The following is a 19,164-nucleotide window of genomic DNA, read 5'->3' on the forward strand; positions in this document are numbered from 1 at the left end:
TTTTGACCCGCGCCGGCGCGGAGGGCGCCGCCGGAGTGACGTAACGATTTTGTACATTCCCCCCTGGCCAACGTGTTCGCCGCCGCGGCCACCCGCACCCAACCGCCATTGACCTCACGCCATGATGCATCCCACCCACCGCCGGGAGTTTCGCGAGTCCGCCTACTGGCTTGTGGGCCTGCTGGCCGGCCTGTGGCTGATGCAGACCTTTCCCGCCCCGGACGCCGCGCGCGGCCTGGCGGGCTATCCACCGCTGCACACCATCATGGAAATGCTGGCCATCGCCATGGCGGCCATGGTGTTCAGCATTGCCTGGGCCACGCAGAAGTACCAGCCCAACGGGCGGGCCCTGGTCCTGGGGCTGGGCCTGCTGGGCGTGGCCCTGCTGGACATGACCCACAGCCTGTCCTACGCCGGGATGCCGGACTTCGTCACGCCCAGCGGGCCGGAGAAGGCCATCAACTTCTGGCTCGGCGCCCGGCTGCTGGCGGCCCTGGCCCTGCTGTGGGCCGCCTTCTGGCCCCAGCGCTGGAACACCTGGCTGGGCCGGCGCTCGCGCTACGGCGGGCTGCTGTGCGTGCTGCTGGTGGTGGGGGCGATGCATTACGTGTTTCTCGTGCACCCGGACTGGGTGCCCCGCACCTTCATTGCCGGCCAGGGGCTCACGGAGTTCAAGGTCTCCTTCGAGTACGGCCTGTGCATGCTCTATGTGCTGGCCGGCCTGGGCTTTCTCACCCATCTGCGCCAGGACCGCGAGTTCGGCCTGGTGCGCCTGGCGCTGGCGTCGTTCACCATGGCCATGAGCGAGTTCTGCTTCACGCTCTACGCCAATGTCACCGACGTGTACAACGTCGCCGGCCATGTTTACAAGGTCATCGCCTACGGCTTCCTGTACCGCGGGCTGTTCGTGGAGACCGTGCACACGCCCTACCTGCGCCTGCAGGCCTCCGAGGCCCGCCAGCGCACCACGCTGGACATGCTGCCCGACCTGCTGTTCGAGGTGAACCGCCAGGGCGTGCACCTGGCGATCCACACCCATGAATCCGCCAAGCTGGTGGTGCCGGCCCATGAGATGCTGGGCAAGCGGATGGACGAGATCATGCCCCCCGAGGCCTCGGCCCGCTGCTTCGAGGCCCTGGCCGAGGCCGAGCGCGACGGCGCGGCCCGCGGCCAGCGCATCAGCCTGATGCTGCCCTCGGGCGAGCACCATTTCGAGCTGGCGGTGAGCCGCAAGCCCGCCACCAAGGGCGGCGAGGACACCTACCTGGTGCTGTCGCGCGACATCACCGCCACGGTGCACAACGAGCAGCGCGCCCAGTTCGAGTCCCGCCTGAACACCGCCCTGCTGGACCTGCAGCAACACGACGGCCATGAGCTGGAGGCCGACTTCCTGCGCCGCGGCGTGAAGCATGCCGAGCAGCTCACCGGCAGCACCGTGGCGGTGCTGCACTTCGTGAACGACGAGCAGAGCAGCGCCAAGGTGGCGGTCTGCTCGGCACGCACCCTGCGCGGCGGCGAGGCGGCGGGCCAGGCCGGCCTGTGGACGCAGGCACTGCACGAGCGCCGCCCCGTGGTCCTGAACCAGGGCGCCGCGGCGCTGCACACGGCCGAGCCGGCCACCCTGCACCGCCTGGTCAGCCTGCCCGTGATGGAAGGCGGCAGGGTGCGGATGCTGCTGGGCGTGGGCAACAAGGCCCAGGACTACAGCGAGCAGGACGTGCAGGCGCTGCAGGTGCTGGCCGACGCCGTCTGGAAGCACACGCGCCAGCGCCGGCAGGAGGCCATGATCCACCGGCTGTCCGAGGCTCTGGACCAGAGCCCCTACCCGGTGATCATCACCGACATCGACGCCAGCATGCTGTACGTCAACAAGGCGTTCACCGAGGTCAGCGGCTACAGCGCGCCGGAAGTGCTGGGGCGCAACCCCCGGGTGCTGCAGTCGGGTCTGACGCCGCGCGCAGTCTACGAGGAGATGTGGAGCCGTCTGCCCCAGGGCCTGCCCTGGCAGGGCGAACTGATCAACCGCCGCAAGAACGGCCAGATCTACACCGAGAAGGCCTCGCTCTACCCCATCCGCGACGTCTTCGGCGAGGTGACGCACTACGTCGCCCACAAGGAGGACATCACCCTGCGCCGCGAGGCCGAGGAGCGCATCCGCGCCCTGTCCAACTTCGACACCCTGACGGGCCTGTTCAACAAGAAGGCGTTCGACGAGCAGCTGGCCCTGGCCATCGGCCAGGCCGACGCGGACCACGGGCGGCTCTCCCTGCTGTGGTTCGACCTGGACAACTTCAAGATGATCAACGAGACGCTGGGCCACGCGGCGGGCGACGAGCTGCTGGTGGAAATGGCCAACCGCCTGCGCGCCAGCCTGGGCCCGCAGGCCGGCCTGGCGCGCTATTCCGGGGACGCCTTCGTGGCCATCGTGCCCCGGGCCGACCAGGCCGCCGTCGCGCTCATGGCCCGCGACGCCCTGACGCTGCTGCAGACCACCCTGACCGTGCAAGGCCATCCGGTGTCGCTCAGCGCATCGGCGGGCGTCGCGGTCTATCCGGACGACGCGCAGACCGCCAGCGCCCTGGCCTCGGCGGCGGAGATCGCCATGTACCGCGTCAAGCAGGACGGGCGCAACGGCCTGCGCTTCTTCGCCCCGGAGATGCAGGCCCACACGCAGCGCTCGCTGGAGCTGGCCGCGGGCCTCAAGGACGCGGCGCACAACGGCGAGCTGTTCCTGGTCTACCAGCCGCAGCGCGCGCTGCCCACCGGCGCGCTGGTGGGCGCCGAGGCGCTGCTGCGCTGGCGCCACCCGCGGTGGGGGCTGGTGTCGCCGGCCGAGTTCATTCCCATCGCCGAGCAAAGCGGGGCCATCGGGGCCATCGACTTCTGGGTGGTGGAGCAGGCCGCCAAGCAGCTGCGCCTGTGGGACGCGGCCGGCCTCCCGCCGCTGGTGGTGGCGGTCAACGTCTCGGCGGCGCAGTTCGCCCGGCCCCGGCTGGTCGAGGAGCTGCTGCAGATCCTGCGGCGGGTGGACGTGCCGCCCCGCCGCATCGAGGTGGAGCTGACCGAGGCCGTGGCCCTGAAGAACCCCGCGCTGGCCGAGGCCACCATCCGGCGCCTGCACGCCGAGGGCTTCCGCGTGGCGCTGGACGACTTCGGCACCGGCTATTCCTCCATGAGCTACCTCAAGCGCTATGCGATCGACAAGCTGAAGATCGACCAGTCCTTCGTGCGGGAGCTGGCGGACCAGGCCAGCGACCAGGCCATCGTGACGGCCATCATCAAGATGGCGCACAGCCTGCGCATGACCACCATCGCCGAGGGCGTGGAAACGCCGGAGCAGGCGGCCCTGCTGCAGGCCTTCGGCTGCGACGAGATGCAGGGCTACTGGTACAGCCGGCCGCTGGAGCCCGAGGCCTTCGAGGCGTTTGCGCTGCGCAACGCGGCGCAGGAATGCCCGACCTGACGCGGCCCGCCGCCCCGCCGGCAGGGCGGGCCGCGGCGCAGGATTGATGCTATTGTTTCAATAGCTACTGACGCTTACCCATCAAACGCAAAGGCCCTAAAACACTCCAAACTTCTCAGGCACGGGGCGGCGCCCGGCGCAAACGCCCCGGTTTGTGCCGCATCAAACTACCTATAGTGTTTGATGAGTATGGTGAACACTATATGTAGTGTTTTGAGGGCCACCATGACGCCACCATCCTCCCCCATTGCCACCCTGCCGCGCGAGGTGATCCAGCGCGACGGCGCACGCGCCGCGTTCGACGCCCAGCGCATCCGTTCGGCCATCGCGCGCGCCGGCGGCGCCACGGGCGAGTTCGGCGAGGACGAGGCGCAGCTGCTCGCCGCCCAGGCCACCAAGGTGCTGGTGCACCGCTTTCGCGGCGAGGCGCCGGCCATCGAGCAGATCCAGGACGTGGTGGAGCAGACCCTGATCGCCGCCAACCACCTGGCCACGGCCCGCGCCTACATGGCCTACCGCCAGCGCCATGCCACGTTGCGCGCCGACCGGCAGACGCTGGTGGATGTGGAAAGCTCCATCAACGAATACCTGACGCGCGCCGACTGGCGCGTGAACGCCAACGCCAACCAGGGCTATTCGCTGGGCGGGCTGATCCTGAACGTGGCGGGCAAGGTCACGGCCAACTACTGGCTGTCGCATGTCTACACGCCCGCAATCGGCGAGGCGCACCGCCATGGCGACATGCACATCCACGACCTGGACATGCTCAGCGGCTACTGCGCGGGCTGGTCGCTGCGCACGCTCTTGCACGAGGGGCTGAACGGCGTGCCCGGCAAGGTGGAGGCCGGGCCGCCCCGGCACATGAGTTCGGCCGTGGGGCAGATCGTGAACTTTCTGGGCACGCTGCAGAACGAATGGGCCGGCGCGCAGGCGTTCTCGTCGTTCGACACCTACATGGCGCCCTTCGTGCGCCAGGACGGCATGGACTACGCGCAGGTGCGCCAATGCATCCAGGAACTGGTCTACAACCTCAACGTGCCGTCGCGCTGGGGCACGCAGACGCCGTTCACCAACCTCACCTTCGACTGGACCTGCCCCGAGGACCTGCGCGAGCAGGTGCCGGTGATCGGCGGCGTGGAGATGCCGTTTGCCTATGGCGAGCTGCAGGCCGAGATGGACCTGATCAACCGCGCCTACATCGACGTGATGACCACGGGCGACGCCAAGGGCCGGGTGTTCACCTTCCCCATCCCCACGTACAACATCACCCGCGACTTCCCCTGGGAGAGCGAGAACGCGCAACTGCTGTTCGAGATGACGGCCAAGTACGGCCTGCCCTACTTTCAGAACTTCATCAACTCCGAGCTGGAGCCGAACATGGTGCGCTCCATGTGCTGCCGCCTGCAGCTCGACCTGCGCGAACTGCTCAAGCGCGGCAACGGCCTGTTCGGCAGCGCCGAGCAGACCGGCAGCCTGGGCGTGGTCACCATCAACTGCGCGCGCCTGGGCTACCTGCATGCGGGCGACGAGGCGGGGCTGCTCAAAGCACTCGACCGCCTGCTCGAACTCGGCAAGCAAAGCCTGGAGACCAAGCGCAAGCTGATTCAGCGCCTCATGGACCAGGGCCTGTTCCCCTACACCAAGCGCTACCTGGGCACGCTGCGCAACCACTTCTCCACGCTGGGCGTGAACGGCATCAACGAGATGGTGCGCAACTTCACGCAGGACGCGCACGACATCACCAGCGACTGGGGCCACCAGTTCGCCCTGCGCCTGCTGGACCATGTGCGCGAGCGCATGACGGCCTTCCAGGAGGAAACCGGCCACCTCTACAACCTGGAGGCCACGCCCGCCGAAGGCACGACCTACCGCTTCGCCAAGGAAGACCGGAAGCGCTGGCCCGCCATCCTGCAGGCGGGCACCGAGCAGCAGCCGTACTACACCAACTCGTCGCAGCTGCCCGTGGGCTTCACCGACGACCCGTTCGAGGCGCTGCAGCGCCAGGAGCAGCTGCAGGGCAAATACACCGGCGGCACCGTGCTGCACCTGTACATGGGCGAGCGCATCAGCAGCAGCGCGGCCTGCCGCGACCTGGTGCGGCGCGCGCTGACCCACTTTCGCCTACCCTACATCACCGTCACGCCCACGTTTTCCATCTGCCCCACGCATGGCTATCTGGCGGGCGAGCACCCGTTCTGCCCGCGCTGCGACGAGGAACGCCTGGCCGCCAAGCGCGCGCCTTGCGGCTTGAAGCCAAATCAGCCGCCAGCGCTTGATGGATAAGCGCAACAAGCTATCAAAACAGAAGCATTTCAACCCCAAAGGAGTTCACCATGAGCCATTTCTCCACCACCGAACAAACCGCCCTGGCCGCCGTCCAGCTCACCGACGCCGAGCGCCAGCCCTGCGAGGTCTGGACCCGCGTCATGGGCTACCACCGCCCCGTGGCCAGCTTCAACACCGGCAAGCAGGGCGAGCACCACGAGCGCCAGTTCTTCGCCGAGCCCGCACGTGGCTGCAGCTACCACTGCTGAGGCCCTGCCGGCAACCAGGCTGCGCGTGGGCGGCCTGACGCCGCTCACCACCATCGACTTTCCCGGCAAACTGGCCGCCGTGGTGTTCTGCCAGGGCTGCCCCTGGCGCTGCGGCTACTGCCACAACACCGCACTGCTTGACGCCGGTGCGCCCACAGCCCACACCTGGGCCGACGTGGAACGCCTGCTGCATGCGCGGCGCGGCCTGCTGGACGGCGTGGTGTTCTCGGGCGGCGAGCCCACGCTGCAGGCCGCCCTGCCCGACGCCCTGGCGCGCGTGCGCGCCATGGGCTTTGCCACCGGCCTGCACACCGCGGGCATGTACCCCGAGCGCCTGCAGGCGGCGCTGCCGCTGCTCGACTGGGTGGGGCTGGACATCAAGGCGCTGCCCACGGGCTATGACGCCCTCACGGGCGTGCCGGGCGGCGGGGCGAAGGCCTGGGAGTCGCTGCGGCTGGCGCTGGCCGCCGGGGTGGCGCTGGAATGCCGCACCACTTGGCATGCCGGCCTGTTCGGCCCGGACGAGCTCCAGGCCCTGGGCCACGCACTGGCCCGGGCGGGCGTGCGCCAATGGGTGCTGCAGGAATGCCGGTCCGCCGGCGCGGTGCCCTGGCGCGACATGCCGCCCCGCGGGCCATGGCCCCTGGCCACCACGCTGCGCGCGGCCTGACGGCCTGCGCGCGGCGGCGGGTTCGGCTTACTGCGGCAGGCCGAACTGAGAGACCTGCTCCATGTGCAGGCGCAGGACGGCCGCGTCGCCAGTGCCGGCCTCGGCCTCCTTGTAGAACAGGCCCGTGCCCACGCCCTTGGGCGTGGTGAGGCGGCGCACCTGCAGCATCTGCTGAGCGCTGTTGGCCGAGGCCTGCGAATAGCCCTCGCCCTCGTTCACGCTATAGCCCAGCACATAGACGCGCAGCAGCTGTCCGCCGGTGGTGGTCTTGACGCACAGCACGTTGCCGGCCAGATTGCCGCGCAGCTGGTGCTCGCAGCCAAAGGTCTCGCTGGCGTTGGCCATCATGCCATTGCCGTTGCTGGTGGCGCCCAGGTTGCGGGTGAGCTCCACCAGATCGGACTGCAGGCCCTCGGAGCCGATGGAGTTCATGGTCCAGAAGCCGCGCAGGCTTTCGGGGACGGCGCCGTAGCCGAAGTTGAAGCGCGCGATCGCCACCTCGCCCTCGTTGGGAAACTGGATGAAGCCCGTGGTGCCCGAGGTGAAGCGAATGTTCACCTGGCCCGGGCTGCCCGCCGGGGTGCCGGAGCGGTCACCGCTGCCGAAGTAACGGCCGCCGGCGTACTGGTTCAGGGCCGCGCTCACCTTGTTGTCCACCACCTCGCCGACCGCCAGGTAGAACGTCGGCTGGCCGCTGCTTTCGTACGCATACATCTGCATGACCATGGTGGCGTTCTGCACGTCAATGCCGAAACCCCGGCCCGGCTTGCCATTGAGCTCCGAGGCCACGACCCAGGTGCCCGACTGCGGGGCGAAGGCCTGGGCCAGACCGGCGCCCAGCAATGCGGCCACGGTGATTATTTTCTTGAACATCCGCTTCTTCTCCTTGAAAACCTCCCAGCGAGGCCCGCCGGTTATAGCCGATGTGTCAATTTGTTTTCAACCGTGCGCCGACCGCATGTGTGCGTCAGATCGCGCCAGCGTATTCGCCGCGCGCCGGGTAGTCGTTCTGGATCATGAAGTCGAGGGCCTGGACCATCCCGGCAAAGCTGGGGCGCACGAACGGCATGGACTGCACGGACAGGTAGTAGAGCGAGTTGTCGGGCCGGACCAGAAAGACGCCGGGTTCGGCGAACAGGGCCGGCTCCTCGATGCCGATGGAGGTCTTGCCACGGCCGGCCGAGAGGTAGAGCCCCCATTGGCGCGCGGTCTCCAGCGGCAGCCCGTATCCGATGCGCAGCTTGGCGGCATCGATCTTCTCGGCCATGGCCTGCGCCCTCTCCTGGGTGTCCGTGCTCAGGGCGATGGTGGTTACGCCGCGCTCCGCGAACGCGGGGGTGAACCGCTCCAGCTCCTTCAGGGAGGTGGCGCAGATCGGGCAATGCAGGCCGCGGTAGACGCTGATCAGCGTGAGCCGCTGCGGGCGTTCGTCCGCCAGGCGGAATGGCACTCCGGCCAGGGTGGGGACTTCCAGGGCCGGGACTTGCTGGCGTGGCATGGGCATGGTCTTGTTCCTTCGGTGATGGCGCGACTTGCGCGGTGAGGCTGCAATGTTCCACACTTCAGGTCATGGAAAATTCGGAAAAAATGCCCGAGAGTTCGCACCCCCGCAAGCTGGACCGTCTGGCGGCGTTCCTGGCGTCCTTCCCGCTGCGCGCAGCGGTCGTGGCGCCCGAGCAGGCGGAGGCAAGGCCCAGCCTGTGGCTGTACGCCGGTCCCGGAGAGGGCGAGCGCATCGTTTTGCGCATGGCCCCGGCGCAGCCGCCGGCCCCCCGTCCGCGCGCCGTGGTGGCCATCGCCTTCGACAACGCCGCAAACCCGCTGATGGCGGCGATTCCCGGGGAGGTGGCGGTGCTGCTCCAGGACGCGCCCGCGCTGCGCGCCACCGCGCAGGCCTTTCTGTCGGAGGTGGAGGACAACCGCTGCGGCCGGGTGGCGGCGCTGGACCGGCTGGCCGAGGTCATGGTGCTGATGATGCTGCGCCAGGTCATCGAAGCGGGGGAACGCCAGCCCGGCCTGTTTGCGGCGCTGGCCCATCCCCAGCTGCACCGCGCCCTGGTGTCCATGCACGACCATCCCGCGCGGGCGTGGACCGTGGAGCGGCTGGCGGACAGCGCGGCGATGTCGCGCACCCAGTTCATGACCACCTTCCGCCGGGTGGTGGGCACCACGCCCATGGGCTATCTGTCCGCCTGGCGCCTGACGCTCGCGTGCAAGCACCTGCAGGCCGGCCATTCGGTGAAGACGGTTGCGCGCAGGGTCGGGTTCAGCAGCGCGGAAGGGTTCTCGCGCGCCTTTGCGCGTGCCTACGGGCGTGCCCCCGGGGCGCTGAAGGCCAGGCCGGACAGTGCGGTGGGCGCCTGAGCGCGGCGCGGGTGGGCCTGCGCGCGCGCCATGCGCGCACTCACGGCGCGCACACCCGCAGCACCTCGGCGCCGTAGGCCTCCAGCTTCTTGGCCCCCATGCCGCTGATGCCCTGCAGGTCGTCCAGCGTGGCCGGGGCGCGCTCGGCGATGGCGGCCAGGGTCGCGTCGTGGAAGATCACGTAGGCCGGCAGGTTGTGCTCGCGCGCCACCTCGGCGCGCCAGGCCTTGAGGTTGATGAAGCGCACCTGCGCGTCCTGCCCCAGGTTGGCGGCGGCGATCGACGCGGTGCCCGCGCGCCGCGACTTCCGGGGCCCGGCGGCGGCCGTGGCCTCGCGCAGCTGCACGGACTGCTCGCCGCGCAGCACGGGGCGCGAGCCTTCGGTCAGCACCAGCGTGTCGAAGCTGTGGCCGCTCTCCAGCAGCACCTTGTGCAGGCCCACGGCGCCGGTGGCGAGCAGCTGGCGCAGCACGCCGCGCAGCTGCGCCTCGGAATACTCGTGGCCCACGCCGAAGGTGGAGAGCTTCTCGTGGCCGAACTGCTTGACCTTGTCCGTGTCCTTGCCGCGCACGATGTCCATGATGTGCCCGGTGCCGAAGCTGATGCCGCTGGACTGGTGCACGCGGTAGATGGTGGACAGCAGCTTGCGCGCGGCGTCCGTGCCGTCCCACACCGCCGGGGGGTTCAGGCAGTTGTCGCAGTTGCCGCAGGGCTCGGAGGATTCGCCGAAGTACGCCAGCAGCCGCACGCGGCGGCAGTCGGTGGCCTCGGCCAGGGCCAGCAGCGCGTCGAGCTTGCCGCGCAGCACGGCCTTGAATTCCTCGGCCGCCTCGCCCTCGTCGATCATGCGGCGCTGGTTCACCACGTCCTGCAGGCCGTAGGCCATCCAGGCGTCGGCGGGCAGGCCGTCGCGGCCGGCGCGGCCCGTCTCCTGGTAGTAGCCCTCGATGTTCTTGGGCATGTCCACATGGGCGACAAAGCGCACGTCGGGCTTGTCGATGCCCATGCCGAAGGCGATGGTGGCCACCATGACGATGCCGTCCTCGCGCAGGAAGCGGTCCTGGTGCGCCTGGCGCATGTCCGCCGGCAGGCCCGCGTGGTAGGGCAGCGCGTTGATGCCGCCGTCCTGCAGCGCCTGGGCCATTTCCTCGACGCGCTTGCGCGACTGGCAATAAACCACGCCGGCGTCGCCCAGGTGCTCGCGGTCGATGAAGCGCATGAGCTGCGCCAGCGGCTCCTTCTTCTCCTCGATGCGGTAGCGGATGTTGGGCCGGTCGAAGCTGCTGACGAACTGCCGCGCCTCCTGCAGCCGCAGCCCTTCCACGATGTCGGCGCGCGTGAGCGCGTCGGCCGTGGCCGTGAGGGCGATGCGCGGCACGCTGGCGTAGCGCTCGTGCAGAATGGACAGCTGCCGGTACTCGGGGCGGAAGTCGTGGCCCCACTGGCTCACGCAGTGCGCCTCGTCGATGGCGAACAGGCCCAGCTGGCCGCGCGCGTACAGGTCGTCCAGCAGGCCCAGGAAGCGCTCGGTGGTCACGCGCTCGGGCGCGGCGTACAGCAGCGTGATCTCGCCGCGCGCCAGGCGCCGCTCCACGTCCAGCGTCTGCTGCCAGTCCAGCGTGGAGTTGAGGAAGGCCGCATCCACCCCCGCCTCGTGCAGCGCACCCACCTGGTCGTGCATCAGCGCGATCAGCGGCGACACCACCACGGTGACGCCCTGCCCCGCATCGCGCCGCACGATGGCCGGCACCTGGTAGCACAGGCTCTTGCCGCCGCCCGTGGGCATGAGCACGAGCGCGTCTCCGCCGCCGATCACATGGTCGATGATGGCCTGCTGCGGGCCACGGAACTGCTCGTAGCCGAAGACGTCGTGCAGGACGAAATGCGCGGGGGACAAACCGGGATACTCTCTTTTCGATAGCTGTCAGCGCTTACCAGATAAGCGCCAATGGCATTTTTGGCATATATCGCGCCGCCACCCATGCCTGCGGGCCGCGGCGCAAAGCCCGCTATTGTGCGCCCGCCCCGCGGACAGCGCCGGCTTCCTACAATCGCGCCATGACCCTGCCCCACTACACCCGCGCCCAGCAACTGCCCGCCATCCTGGAACAGCGCATCGCCATCCTCGACGGCGCCATGGGCACCATGATCCAGCGCTTCAAGCTGACCGAGGCGCAGTACCGGGGCGAGCGCTTCAAGGACTTTGCGCGCGACGTGAAGGGCAACAACGAGCTGCTGAGCCTGACGCAGCCCGACGTGATCCGCGACATCCACGAGGGCTACCTCGCCGCCGGCGCCGACCTGATCGAGACCAACACCTTCGGCGCCACCACCATCGCGCAGGACGACTACGGCATGGCCGACCTTGCCTACGAGATGAACCTGGAGAGCGCCAAGCTCGCGCGCGCCGCCTGCGACAAGTTCTCCACGCCGGACAAGCCGCGCTTCGTCGCCGGCGCCCTGGGCCCCACGCCCAAGACCGCCAGCATCAGCCCCGACGTGAACGACCCCGGCGCGCGCAACATCAACTTCGAGCAGCTGCGCGCCGCCTACCTGGAGCAGACGCTGGCGCTGATCGCGGGCGGCGCCGACGTGATCCTGGTCGAGACCATCTTCGACACGCTCAACGCCAAGGCCGCGCTGTTCGCCGTGGACGAGGCCTTCGAGCAGACCGGCGAATGCCTGCCCATCATGATCAGCGGCACGGTCACCGACGCCTCGGGCCGCATCCTGAGCGGCCAGACCGTCACCGCCTTCTGGCACAGCGTGCGCCACGCCAACCCGCTGTCCGTGGGCCTGAACTGCGCCCTGGGCGCCACGCTGATGCGCCCCTACATCCAGGAGCTGGCCAAGGCCGCGCCGGACACCTTCATCAGCTGCTACCCCAACGCCGGCCTGCCCAACCCGATGAGCGACACCGGCTTCGACGAAACGCCCGACGTCACCAGCCGCCTGGTGCACGAATTCGCCGCCGAGGGCCTGGTGAACATCGTCGGCGGCTGCTGCGGCACCACGCCCGACCACATCGGCGCCATCGCCCGCGCCGTGGCGCCGGTGGGCACGCGCCGGCTGTTCCCGCACGCACCGGCCTGAGCCCCCGCCGCATGCGCCCCGCCAACGACTGAAAGGACCCGGCGACATGCGACGCACCCACCCCCCATCCACCCGCCCCGGCGCCGCCGCGCGGGCCCTGTGCCTGGCCGCCAGCCTGGCCATCACCGGCTGCGCCACGCCGCCCCCACCGGTCCCCATGGCGGCCGCCACGGCAGCCGACTCGGCGGCCGAAGCCGACAGCCGCGCCCGCTACGACGCCGACCTGCAGGCCTGCCGCGCCCATGCGCAGCAGATCGGCGTGCTGCGCGAAACGCTGGACGCCGTGGTCCAGGGCGCGCTGGTGGCGGCCTTTCTGGCCTGGGGGCTGGGGCGCAGCGACACCGGCGTGCGCGACTGGGCCATCACCGGCGGCGCGCTGGTGGGCGGCTCGCAGGGGCTGCAGGCGCTGGAGCGGCGCAGCCAGTGGGTTGCGCAGTGCATGGCCGGCCGGGGCCACCGTGCCGGCCCGCTGGCCGGGGCCGGGCCGCAGGCCTCCCCCGTCTGGCAGGCGCCCGCGCCCTGGCAACCGGCACCGCCCGCGCGGCCCACGGGCGCCGATGCCTTCAGCGCCGAACGCCTGGCGCTCGACCAGGCCTGCCACCCGCAACCCGTGGCGACCCTGGTGGCCAAGGGGCCGGGCTTCGAGAGCTACAGCGTGCCCTGTCGCGACGGCGACGCGCTGGCCATCCGCTGCGAGTTCGGCAACTGCCGCGTGCTGCGGTGATGTTGCTACTGTTTTAATAGCTATTGGCGCTTGATGGACAGGCGCAAAATGGTGTTTTGACCTAAAAACCGCCATCCCCCCGCGCCCCGTCCGTGGGAACCCCCTCCCCCTGCCCGCGCGCGGCTCCTAGACTGGTCCCCGCACGACGACACGGAGGCCACGCACCATGGACTGGACCACCCACCAGGTCTTCAACCAGTTTCCCGAGCTGAGCGGCCACGACCCGCTGGCCACCGACCCGGCCCTGTGCGAGGCGCTGGCGCGCGCCGGCGCCGGCTGGGCCCGGCCCTGGCTCGACCGCTATGCACAGCGGCTGGGCAGCGCCGAAACCTATGCGCTGGCCGAGCAGGCCAACCGCCACACGCCGCTGCTGCACGCCTTCGACGCGCGCGGGCAGCGCATCGACGCCATCGAATTTCACCCGGCCTGGCACCAGCTGATGGCGCTGTACCGCGCGCAAGGGCTCGTGAGCCTGCCCTTCGCGGACGCGCGCGCGGGCCGCTGGACCGCCTGGGCCGCGGGCTTTTACCTGCACGGCCAGGTGGAGCAGGGCACGCTGTGCCCGGCGACGATGACGCAGGCCGCCATACCGCTGCTGCAGCGCGAGCCCGCGCTGTGGGCGCAGCTCCAGGACCGGCTCTACAGCCACGCCTACGACCCGCGCGACCTGCCCGCGCAGGACAAGGCCAGCATCTGGCTGGGCATGGGCATGACGGAAAAGCAGGGCGGATCGGACGTGCGCGCCAACACCACCGTGGCCACCGCCCTGGCCGCGGGCGGGCGCGGCGGCGAATACCTGCTGCGCGGGCACAAGTGGTTCTTCTCGGCGCCCCAGTGCGACGCCCACCTGGTGACGGCGCGCGTGGGCGCCAATGGGCCGTTCGCCTGCTTCTACGTGCCACGCTGGCGCCCGGACGGCAGCCGCAATGCCGTGCGCGTGCAGCGCCTCAAGGACAAGGTGGGCAACCGCAGCAACGCCAGCAGCGAGGTGGAGTTCCAGGACGCCTGGGGCGTCCTGATGGGCGGGGAAGGCCGCGGCATCCCCACCATCATCGAAATGGCCAGCCATACGCGGCTCAACTGCGTGGTGGGCAGCGCCGCCATGCTGCGCCAGGCCACGGTGCAGGCCATTCATTACGCGCGCCGGCGCCACGCCTTCGGCCGGTCCTTGGCAGAGCAGCCGCTGATGCGCGCCGTGCTGGCCGACCTGGCGCTGGAGAGCGAGGCCGCGCTGCAGCTGGCCATGCGCCTGGCCCAGGCCTACGAGCATGGGGGCGAGGACGACCCGGCCCAGCGCGCCTGGAAGCGCGTGGTGACGCCGGCCGCCAAGTTCTGGGTCTGCAAGCGCGCCGTGGAACTGACGGGCGAGGCCATGGAGGTCTTCGGCGGCAACGGCTATGTGGAGGACGGCGTGATGGCCCGCCTGTTCCGCGAGGCGCCGGTCAACTCCATCTGGGAGGGCTCGGGCAACGTGATGTGCCTGGACGTGCTGCGCGCCATGGCCCGCGAGCCCGAGGCCGTGGCCGCGCTGCTGCAGAGCCTGGCCCCGGTCGCAGCCGGCGATGCCCGCCTGCTGGCCGCCCTGCAGGGCCTGGAGCGCCTGCTGCGCCAGCCCCCGCACGAGCTGGAGGCCCTGGGCCGCGTGCTGGCGCAGCAGCTGGTGCTGCTGGCCCAGGCCTGCCTGCTGCGCGAACGCGCGCCCGCCGCCGTGGCCGACGCCTTCATTGCCACGCGGCTGGGTGACGGCGCCGGTGGCGGGCGCGTGGCCGGCGCCATCGACACGCGCGGCCTCGACGTGGATGCCATTCTGGCGCGCACGTTTCCCGGTTAATGCCATGGGAATTCAAGGCCGAAATGGCCTATATCACCCGTCCACAAAGCGCTATAAGCTGCATTATTTGTATCAAACCACAACGAAATGGCGCCTGCGCCACAATGTCCCATGCTTTCCCTTCAAGACATCCAGGACGCCGCCGAGCGGCTGCGCGGCCAGGTGCTCGACACGCCCTGCGTGGAGTCGCGCACGCTCTCGCAGATCGTGGGCGCGCAGGTGTTCCTCAAGTTCGAGAACCTGCAGTTCACCGCCTCGTTCAAGGAGCGCGGCGCCTGCAACAAGCTGAGCCTGCTCACGCCTGAGGAACGCGCCCACGGCGTGGTGGCCATGAGCGCCGGCAACCACGCCCAGGGCGTGGCCTACCACGCGCAGCGCCTGGGGCTGCGGGCGGTGATCGTCATGCCGCGCTTCACGCCCGGCGTGAAGGTGGAGCGCACGCGCGGCTTCGGCGCCGAGGTGGTGCTGCACGGCGACACGCTGGAGGAGGCGCGCCAGCATGCCTATGCGCTGGCCGACCAGCAGGGCCTGGTCTTCGTGCATCCCTACGACGACGAGGCCGTGGCCGCCGGCCAAGGCACGCTGGCGCTGGAGATGCTGGCCGAGCAGCCGGACCTGGAGGCGCTGGTGATCGCCGTGGGCGGCGGCGGCCTGCTGGCCGGCATTGCCACGGCGGCGCGCGCCCTCAAGCCCAGCCTGGAGATCGTGGGCGTGCAGACCGTGCGCTTTCCGGCCATGGTGAACGCCATCCAGGGCACGCGGCACGAGCAGGGCACTTCCACCATCGCCGAGGGCATCGCCGTGGGCCAGCCGGGCGAGATGACGCGCGAGGTGATCGCCCGCCTGGCGGACGACCTGCTGCTGGTGCAGGAGGGCGATATCGAGCAGGCCGTGCTGATGCTGCTGGAGATCGAGAAGACCCTGGTCGAGGGCGCGGGCGCCGTCGGCCTGGCCGCGCTGCTGCGCTACCCCGAGCGCTTTCGCGGCAAGAAGGTGGGGCTGGTGCTGTCCGGCGGCAACATCGACCCGCTGCTGCTGGCGGCCATCATCGAGCGGGGCATGGTGCGCTCGGGCCGGCTGGCGCGCATCATGGTCAGCGCGCGCGACGTGCCCGGCGTGCTGGCCCGCATCACGGCCACCGTGGCCGAAGCGGGCGCAAACATCGAAGAGGTGCACCACCAGCGCGCCTTCACCATGCTGGCCGCGCAGAACGTGGAGATCGAACTGGTGCTGCAGACCCGCGGCAAGGCCCATATCCAGCAGGTGCTAGACCAGCTGCGCGCGGCCCAGATGGAGGCCGAGCTGCGCTGACGGCCGCCGGCGACGGCTACGGGTAAGGCCCGTGCCCCCCGGCGGCGCGATGCCGCTACACTGCGGGCGAACCAGGCACCAGACCACACAGAGGAGACGCCCGCCATGGCCCACGACCACCCCATCGCCCCCAACGCCGCGGATGTCGAAGCCGCCAGCGCCACCGACGCCGCGGAGTCCGTGGTGCACCTGATCCCGGTGGTGATCCCCGCCGTGGGCGCGGCCATGATGTTCCTGCTGGCCTTCATCGCCGTCTCCATGGCCTGACGCCACCCCGCTTTCCCACGACAAAGGCCCCGCATCGCGGGGCTTTGTCGTTCTGGGTCGCGGCTCGGGGCGGCCCCTCCATTTCACGCATAACCCCATGCGTCTTTTGCATGGATTTACCCCCTGTCCGACAGACAAATCCGGGGCATGTTCATAAAATCGTCACCCCAGCCGGCCCGCGCATGCGTGCCCCGTCCTGCGGCGCCCTCGCATCCGCCAGCCGACTGAGTCCCCAGCCGTTTTTTCAAAGGCAGCGCTCAGCCCCCCTCGGCGCCGGCCTGTGCGTCGTGACCCGGTTCGCTTCCTTTGAAAAGACTGTTTTTCAACTTCCAAAGAAGCTCCCGATGAACGCACCCACGATGCCAGGCCTGAATATTCAGGCGCCCGCATATGTCAAGAACGCCAAGCTGATCGCCTGGGTCGCCGAAATGGCCGCCCTGTGCAAGCCCGCCAAGATCCACTGGTGCGACGGCTCGCAGCAAGAGTACGAGCAGCTGTGCCAGCAACTCGTCGACGCCGGCACCTTCAAGAAGCTGAACCCGGCCAAGCGCCCGGGCAGCTACCTGGCCTGGTCCGACCCGTCGGACGTGGCACGCGTGGAAGACCGCACCTACATCTGCTCCGCCAAGAAGGAAGACGCCGGCCCGACCAACAACTGGATGGCCCCGGCCGAGATGCGCGCCACGCTGCAGCCGCTGTTCGACGGCTGCATGGCCGGCCGCACCATGTACGTGGTGCCGTTCAGCATGGGCCCGCTGGGCTCGCCCATCGCCCACGTGGGCGTGGAGCTGTCCGACAGCGCCTATGTGGCCGTGAACATGAAGATCATGACGCGCATGGGCAAGGCCGTGTACGACGTGATCGGCACCGACGGCGACTTCGTGCCCTGCATGCACACCGTGGGCGCGCCCCTGGCCGCCGGTGAGAAGGACCAGACCAGCTGGCCCTGCAACAAGACCAAGTACATCGTCCACTACCCCGAGACGCGCGAGATCTGGTCCTACGGCTCGGGCTACGGCGGCAACGCCCTGCTGGGCAAGAAGTGCTTCGCGCTGCGCATCGCCTCCACCATGGGCCGCGACCAGGGCTGGCTGGCCGAGCACATGCTGATCCTGGGCGTGACCAACCCCGCGGGCAAGAAGTACCACGTGGCCGCTGCCTTCCCCAGCGCCTGCGGCAAGACCAACTTCTCGATGCTGGTGCCGCCCAAGGCCTTCGAGGGCTGGAAGGTCACGACCATCGGCGACGACATCGCCTGGATCAAGCCCCAGGCCGACGGTTCGCTGCGCGCCATCAACCCCGAGGCCGGCTACTTCGGCGTGGCCCCGGGCACGAACTACCACACCAACCCCAACTGCATGGCCAGCCTGGACAAGGACGTGATCTTCACGAACGTCGCGCTGACCGATGACGGCGACGTGTGGTGGGAAGGCATGGAAAAGGACACGGGCAAGCTGCCCGAGCACCTGATCGACTGGCAGGGCAAGGACTGGACGCCCCAGATCGCCAAGGAAACCGGCGCCAAGGCCGCCCACCCCAACGCCCGCTTCACCGTGGCCGCCACCAACAACCCGGCCCTGGACGAGGCCTGGGACGACCCCAAGGGCGTGAAGATCGACGCCCTCATCTTCGGCGGCCGCCGCTCCACCACCGTGCCCCTGGTGACCGAGGCCCGCAACTGGACCGAGGGCGTCTACATGGCAGCCACCATGGGCTCCGAGACCACGGCCGCCGCCTTCGGCGCCCAGGGCGTGGTGCGCCGCGACCCGTTCGCCATGCTGCCCTTCATGGGCTACAACATGAGCGACTACTTCCAGCACTGGCTGACGCTGGGCGCCAAGATCGAAGGCCAGGGCGCGGTCCTGCCAAAGATCTTCACCACCAACTGGTTCCGCAAGAATGCCGAAGGCAAGTTCGTCTGGCCCGGCTACGGCGAGAACATGCGCGTCCTGAAGTGGATGATCGACCGCATCGAAGGCCAGGCCACGGGCCAGGAAACCGCCTTCGGCATCGCCCCGCAATACGCCGAAATCAACTGGAACGGCCTGGAGTTTAGCGCCGAGCAGTTCCAGAACGTGACCAGCATCGACAAGGCCGCCTGGCAGGACGAACTGAAGCTGCACACCGAGCATTTCGACAAGCTCGCCTACCACCTGCCCCAGGAACTGCTGGCCACCAAGGCCCAGCTGGAAAAGCGCCTGGCCGTCTGAGGCCACGAAAGCCGGCGGCCCCGGGCTGCCCCGCAAGCCCAAGGCCCCGCCCCACGCATGTGGTGCGGGGCTTTTTTTTGGCCCGGCGGCCGCCAGTGCCGCCCCGCACCCTGACGGCCATGAAAAAAGGCACACGAAGGTGCCCTGAAATGGGATTGCGTCTGCCGGATCAGCTGTAGCGGCGGATGTCGTCGACAGCGATGCCGTTCATGGCGCGGCTCAGGTCGGCCATGATGCGCGCGTCGCGCAGCGCGGCGTTCCAGGTCTTTTCGTCCTCGGCCTCACGCTGGCGTGCCTCGGACCAGACCTTGGCCGCATTGCGCAGGGCCGCCACGGCGGCACGCACCGGCGCAGCCAGCAGGGCCATGCCAGCAAAGGCGATCACCCACAGCACCATCCAGCCGGCCAGCAGGTGGCCGTCGCCCCAGGCATCCATCATCTGGTTGGCGACGACAAGCAGGGCCGCCACCAGCGCCGCCAGCAGCAGGGAGGTGGCGCCGCGGGCGCCGCCCTCGCGGGCCACGATCTGCCGCAGGTGATTCACGGCGCCCTGAATGCGGGCGATGCCATGGTGTTCGGGGTGGAAGTCGATGTGTACAAATTTCGTCATGATGTGAACCCTTTGATGCCGCTTGTGGCGAAATTGCCGGGCGATGGGTGAATACTAGGGTTTACCCTGGTTTTCGTCCAATTTATA

General features: G+C 69.4%; 15 protein-coding genes. 11 read left to right on the plus strand and 4 right to left on the minus strand.

Annotation, left to right across the window (positions count from 1 at the left end):
- Window positions 1-121 precede the first annotated feature (121 nt).
- From BP68_RS10490 to BP68_RS10505, 4 genes are all read left to right on the plus strand, one after another.
- Complete coding sequence (locus tag BP68_RS10490; protein ID WP_496371407.1) at window positions 122-3,463, plus strand: bifunctional diguanylate cyclase/phosphodiesterase; 3,342 nt, start codon at window positions 122-124, stop codon at window positions 3,461-3,463.
- 225 nt (window positions 3,464-3,688) lie between these two features.
- Window positions 3,689-5,746, plus strand: coding sequence for a ribonucleoside triphosphate reductase (locus tag BP68_RS10495; protein ID WP_496371409.1), 2,058 nt, complete (start codon window positions 3,689-3,691; stop codon window positions 5,744-5,746).
- 50 nt (window positions 5,747-5,796) lie between these two features.
- Complete coding sequence (nrdD, locus tag BP68_RS10500; protein WP_496371411.1) at window positions 5,797-5,997, plus strand: anaerobic ribonucleoside-triphosphate reductase; 201 nt, start codon at window positions 5,797-5,799, stop codon at window positions 5,995-5,997.
- Window positions 5,975-6,667 carry an anaerobic ribonucleoside-triphosphate reductase activating protein gene (locus BP68_RS10505; RefSeq protein ID WP_496371413.1) on the plus strand — a complete coding sequence of 231 codons (693 nt, stop codon included), beginning with the start codon at window positions 5,975-5,977 and terminating at the stop codon, window positions 6,665-6,667. Before nrdD ends, BP68_RS10505 begins: the two co-directional genes overlap by 23 nt.
- A 27-nt stretch (window positions 6,668-6,694) precedes the next feature.
- On the opposite strand, the gene BP68_RS10510 is transcribed toward BP68_RS10505, so the two are convergent.
- Together BP68_RS10510 and BP68_RS10515 are read right to left on the minus strand one after the other, a co-directional pair.
- Complete coding sequence (locus tag BP68_RS10510) at window positions 6,695-7,540, minus strand: hypothetical protein (RefSeq protein ID WP_496371415.1); 846 nt, start codon at window positions 7,538-7,540, stop codon at window positions 6,695-6,697.
- A gap of 94 nt (window positions 7,541-7,634) precedes the next feature.
- Complete coding sequence (locus BP68_RS10515; protein WP_496371417.1) at window positions 7,635-8,171, minus strand: peroxiredoxin-like family protein; 537 nt, start codon at window positions 8,169-8,171, stop codon at window positions 7,635-7,637.
- 83 nt (window positions 8,172-8,254) lie between these two features.
- Here BP68_RS10515 and BP68_RS10520 point away from each other — a divergent pair, with 83 nt between their 5' ends.
- On the plus strand, window positions 8,255-9,031 hold the full coding sequence (locus tag BP68_RS10520; protein ID WP_496371419.1) for a helix-turn-helix domain-containing protein: 777 nt from the start codon (window positions 8,255-8,257) through the stop codon (window positions 9,029-9,031).
- A gap of 40 nt (window positions 9,032-9,071) precedes the next feature.
- On the opposite strand, the gene recQ is transcribed toward BP68_RS10520, so the two are convergent.
- Entirely contained in the window at window positions 9,072-10,928 is a 1,857-nt protein-coding gene (gene recQ / locus BP68_RS10525) for a DNA helicase RecQ (RefSeq protein WP_496371421.1), read from the minus strand.
- Between the two features lie 161 nt (window positions 10,929-11,089).
- Here recQ and BP68_RS10530 point away from each other — a divergent pair, with 161 nt between their 5' ends.
- From BP68_RS10530 to BP68_RS10555, 6 genes are all read left to right on the plus strand, one after another.
- Window positions 11,090-12,124, plus strand: coding sequence for a homocysteine S-methyltransferase family protein (locus BP68_RS10530; protein WP_496371423.1), 1,035 nt, complete (start codon window positions 11,090-11,092; stop codon window positions 12,122-12,124).
- A gap of 46 nt (window positions 12,125-12,170) precedes the next feature.
- A complete protein-coding gene (locus tag BP68_RS10535) occupies window positions 12,171-12,848 on the plus strand; it encodes a glycine zipper family protein (RefSeq protein ID WP_496371425.1) in 678 nt (225 codons plus the stop codon).
- Between the two features lie 166 nt (window positions 12,849-13,014).
- Window positions 13,015-14,679, plus strand: coding sequence for an isovaleryl-CoA dehydrogenase (locus BP68_RS10540; RefSeq protein ID WP_496371427.1), 1,665 nt, complete (start codon window positions 13,015-13,017; stop codon window positions 14,677-14,679).
- 111 nt (window positions 14,680-14,790) lie between these two features.
- On the plus strand, window positions 14,791-15,990 hold the full coding sequence (locus BP68_RS10545) for a threonine ammonia-lyase (protein WP_496371429.1): 1,200 nt from the start codon (window positions 14,791-14,793) through the stop codon (window positions 15,988-15,990).
- A gap of 105 nt (window positions 15,991-16,095) precedes the next feature.
- A complete protein-coding gene (locus BP68_RS10550; RefSeq protein ID WP_496371431.1) occupies window positions 16,096-16,257 on the plus strand; it encodes a hypothetical protein in 162 nt (53 codons plus the stop codon).
- Between the two features lie 344 nt (window positions 16,258-16,601).
- Window positions 16,602-18,467: a phosphoenolpyruvate carboxykinase (GTP) gene (locus BP68_RS10555; RefSeq protein ID WP_496371433.1), complete on the plus strand. Its 1,866-nt coding sequence runs from the start codon at window positions 16,602-16,604 to the stop codon at window positions 18,465-18,467.
- A 169-nt stretch (window positions 18,468-18,636) separates the two neighbouring features.
- Here BP68_RS10555 and BP68_RS10560 read toward each other — a convergent pair whose 3' ends face one another.
- Window positions 18,637-19,077, minus strand: a complete 441-nt coding sequence (locus tag BP68_RS10560) for a hypothetical protein (RefSeq protein ID WP_496371435.1) — start codon at window positions 19,075-19,077, stop codon at window positions 18,637-18,639.
- Between the last annotated feature and the right edge of the window lie 87 nt (window positions 19,078-19,164).

Source organism: Diaphorobacter oryzae DSM 22780, assembly GCF_059568935.1.

Excerpts from the sequence above, each read along its gene's own strand:
- BP68_RS10490 (WP_496371407.1), top strand. The coding sequence starts at position 122 with ATGATGCATCCCACCCACCGCCGGGAGTTTCGCGAGTCCGCCTACTGG.
- BP68_RS10550 (WP_496371431.1), top strand. The coding sequence starts at position 16,096 with ATGGCCCACGACCACCCCATCGCCCCCAACGCCGCGGATGTCGAAGCC.
- nrdD (WP_496371411.1), top strand. The coding sequence starts at position 5,797 with ATGAGCCATTTCTCCACCACCGAACAAACCGCCCTGGCCGCCGTCCAG.
- BP68_RS10520 (WP_496371419.1), top strand. The coding sequence starts at position 8,255 with ATGCCCGAGAGTTCGCACCCCCGCAAGCTGGACCGTCTGGCGGCGTTC.
- BP68_RS10555 (WP_496371433.1), top strand. The coding sequence starts at position 16,602 with ATGAACGCACCCACGATGCCAGGCCTGAATATTCAGGCGCCCGCATAT.
- BP68_RS10545 (WP_496371429.1), top strand. The coding sequence starts at position 14,791 with ATGCTTTCCCTTCAAGACATCCAGGACGCCGCCGAGCGGCTGCGCGGC.
- BP68_RS10560 (WP_496371435.1), bottom strand. The coding sequence starts at position 19,077 with ATGACGAAATTTGTACACATCGACTTCCACCCCGAACACCATGGCATC.
- BP68_RS10540 (WP_496371427.1), top strand. The coding sequence starts at position 13,015 with ATGGACTGGACCACCCACCAGGTCTTCAACCAGTTTCCCGAGCTGAGC.
- BP68_RS10530 (WP_496371423.1), top strand. The coding sequence starts at position 11,090 with ATGACCCTGCCCCACTACACCCGCGCCCAGCAACTGCCCGCCATCCTG.
- BP68_RS10510 (WP_496371415.1), bottom strand. The coding sequence starts at position 7,540 with ATGTTCAAGAAAATAATCACCGTGGCCGCATTGCTGGGCGCCGGTCTG.
- BP68_RS10535 (WP_496371425.1), top strand. The coding sequence starts at position 12,171 with ATGCGACGCACCCACCCCCCATCCACCCGCCCCGGCGCCGCCGCGCGG.
- BP68_RS10515 (WP_496371417.1), bottom strand. The coding sequence starts at position 8,171 with ATGCCCATGCCACGCCAGCAAGTCCCGGCCCTGGAAGTCCCCACCCTG.
- BP68_RS10495 (WP_496371409.1), top strand. The coding sequence starts at position 3,689 with ATGACGCCACCATCCTCCCCCATTGCCACCCTGCCGCGCGAGGTGATC.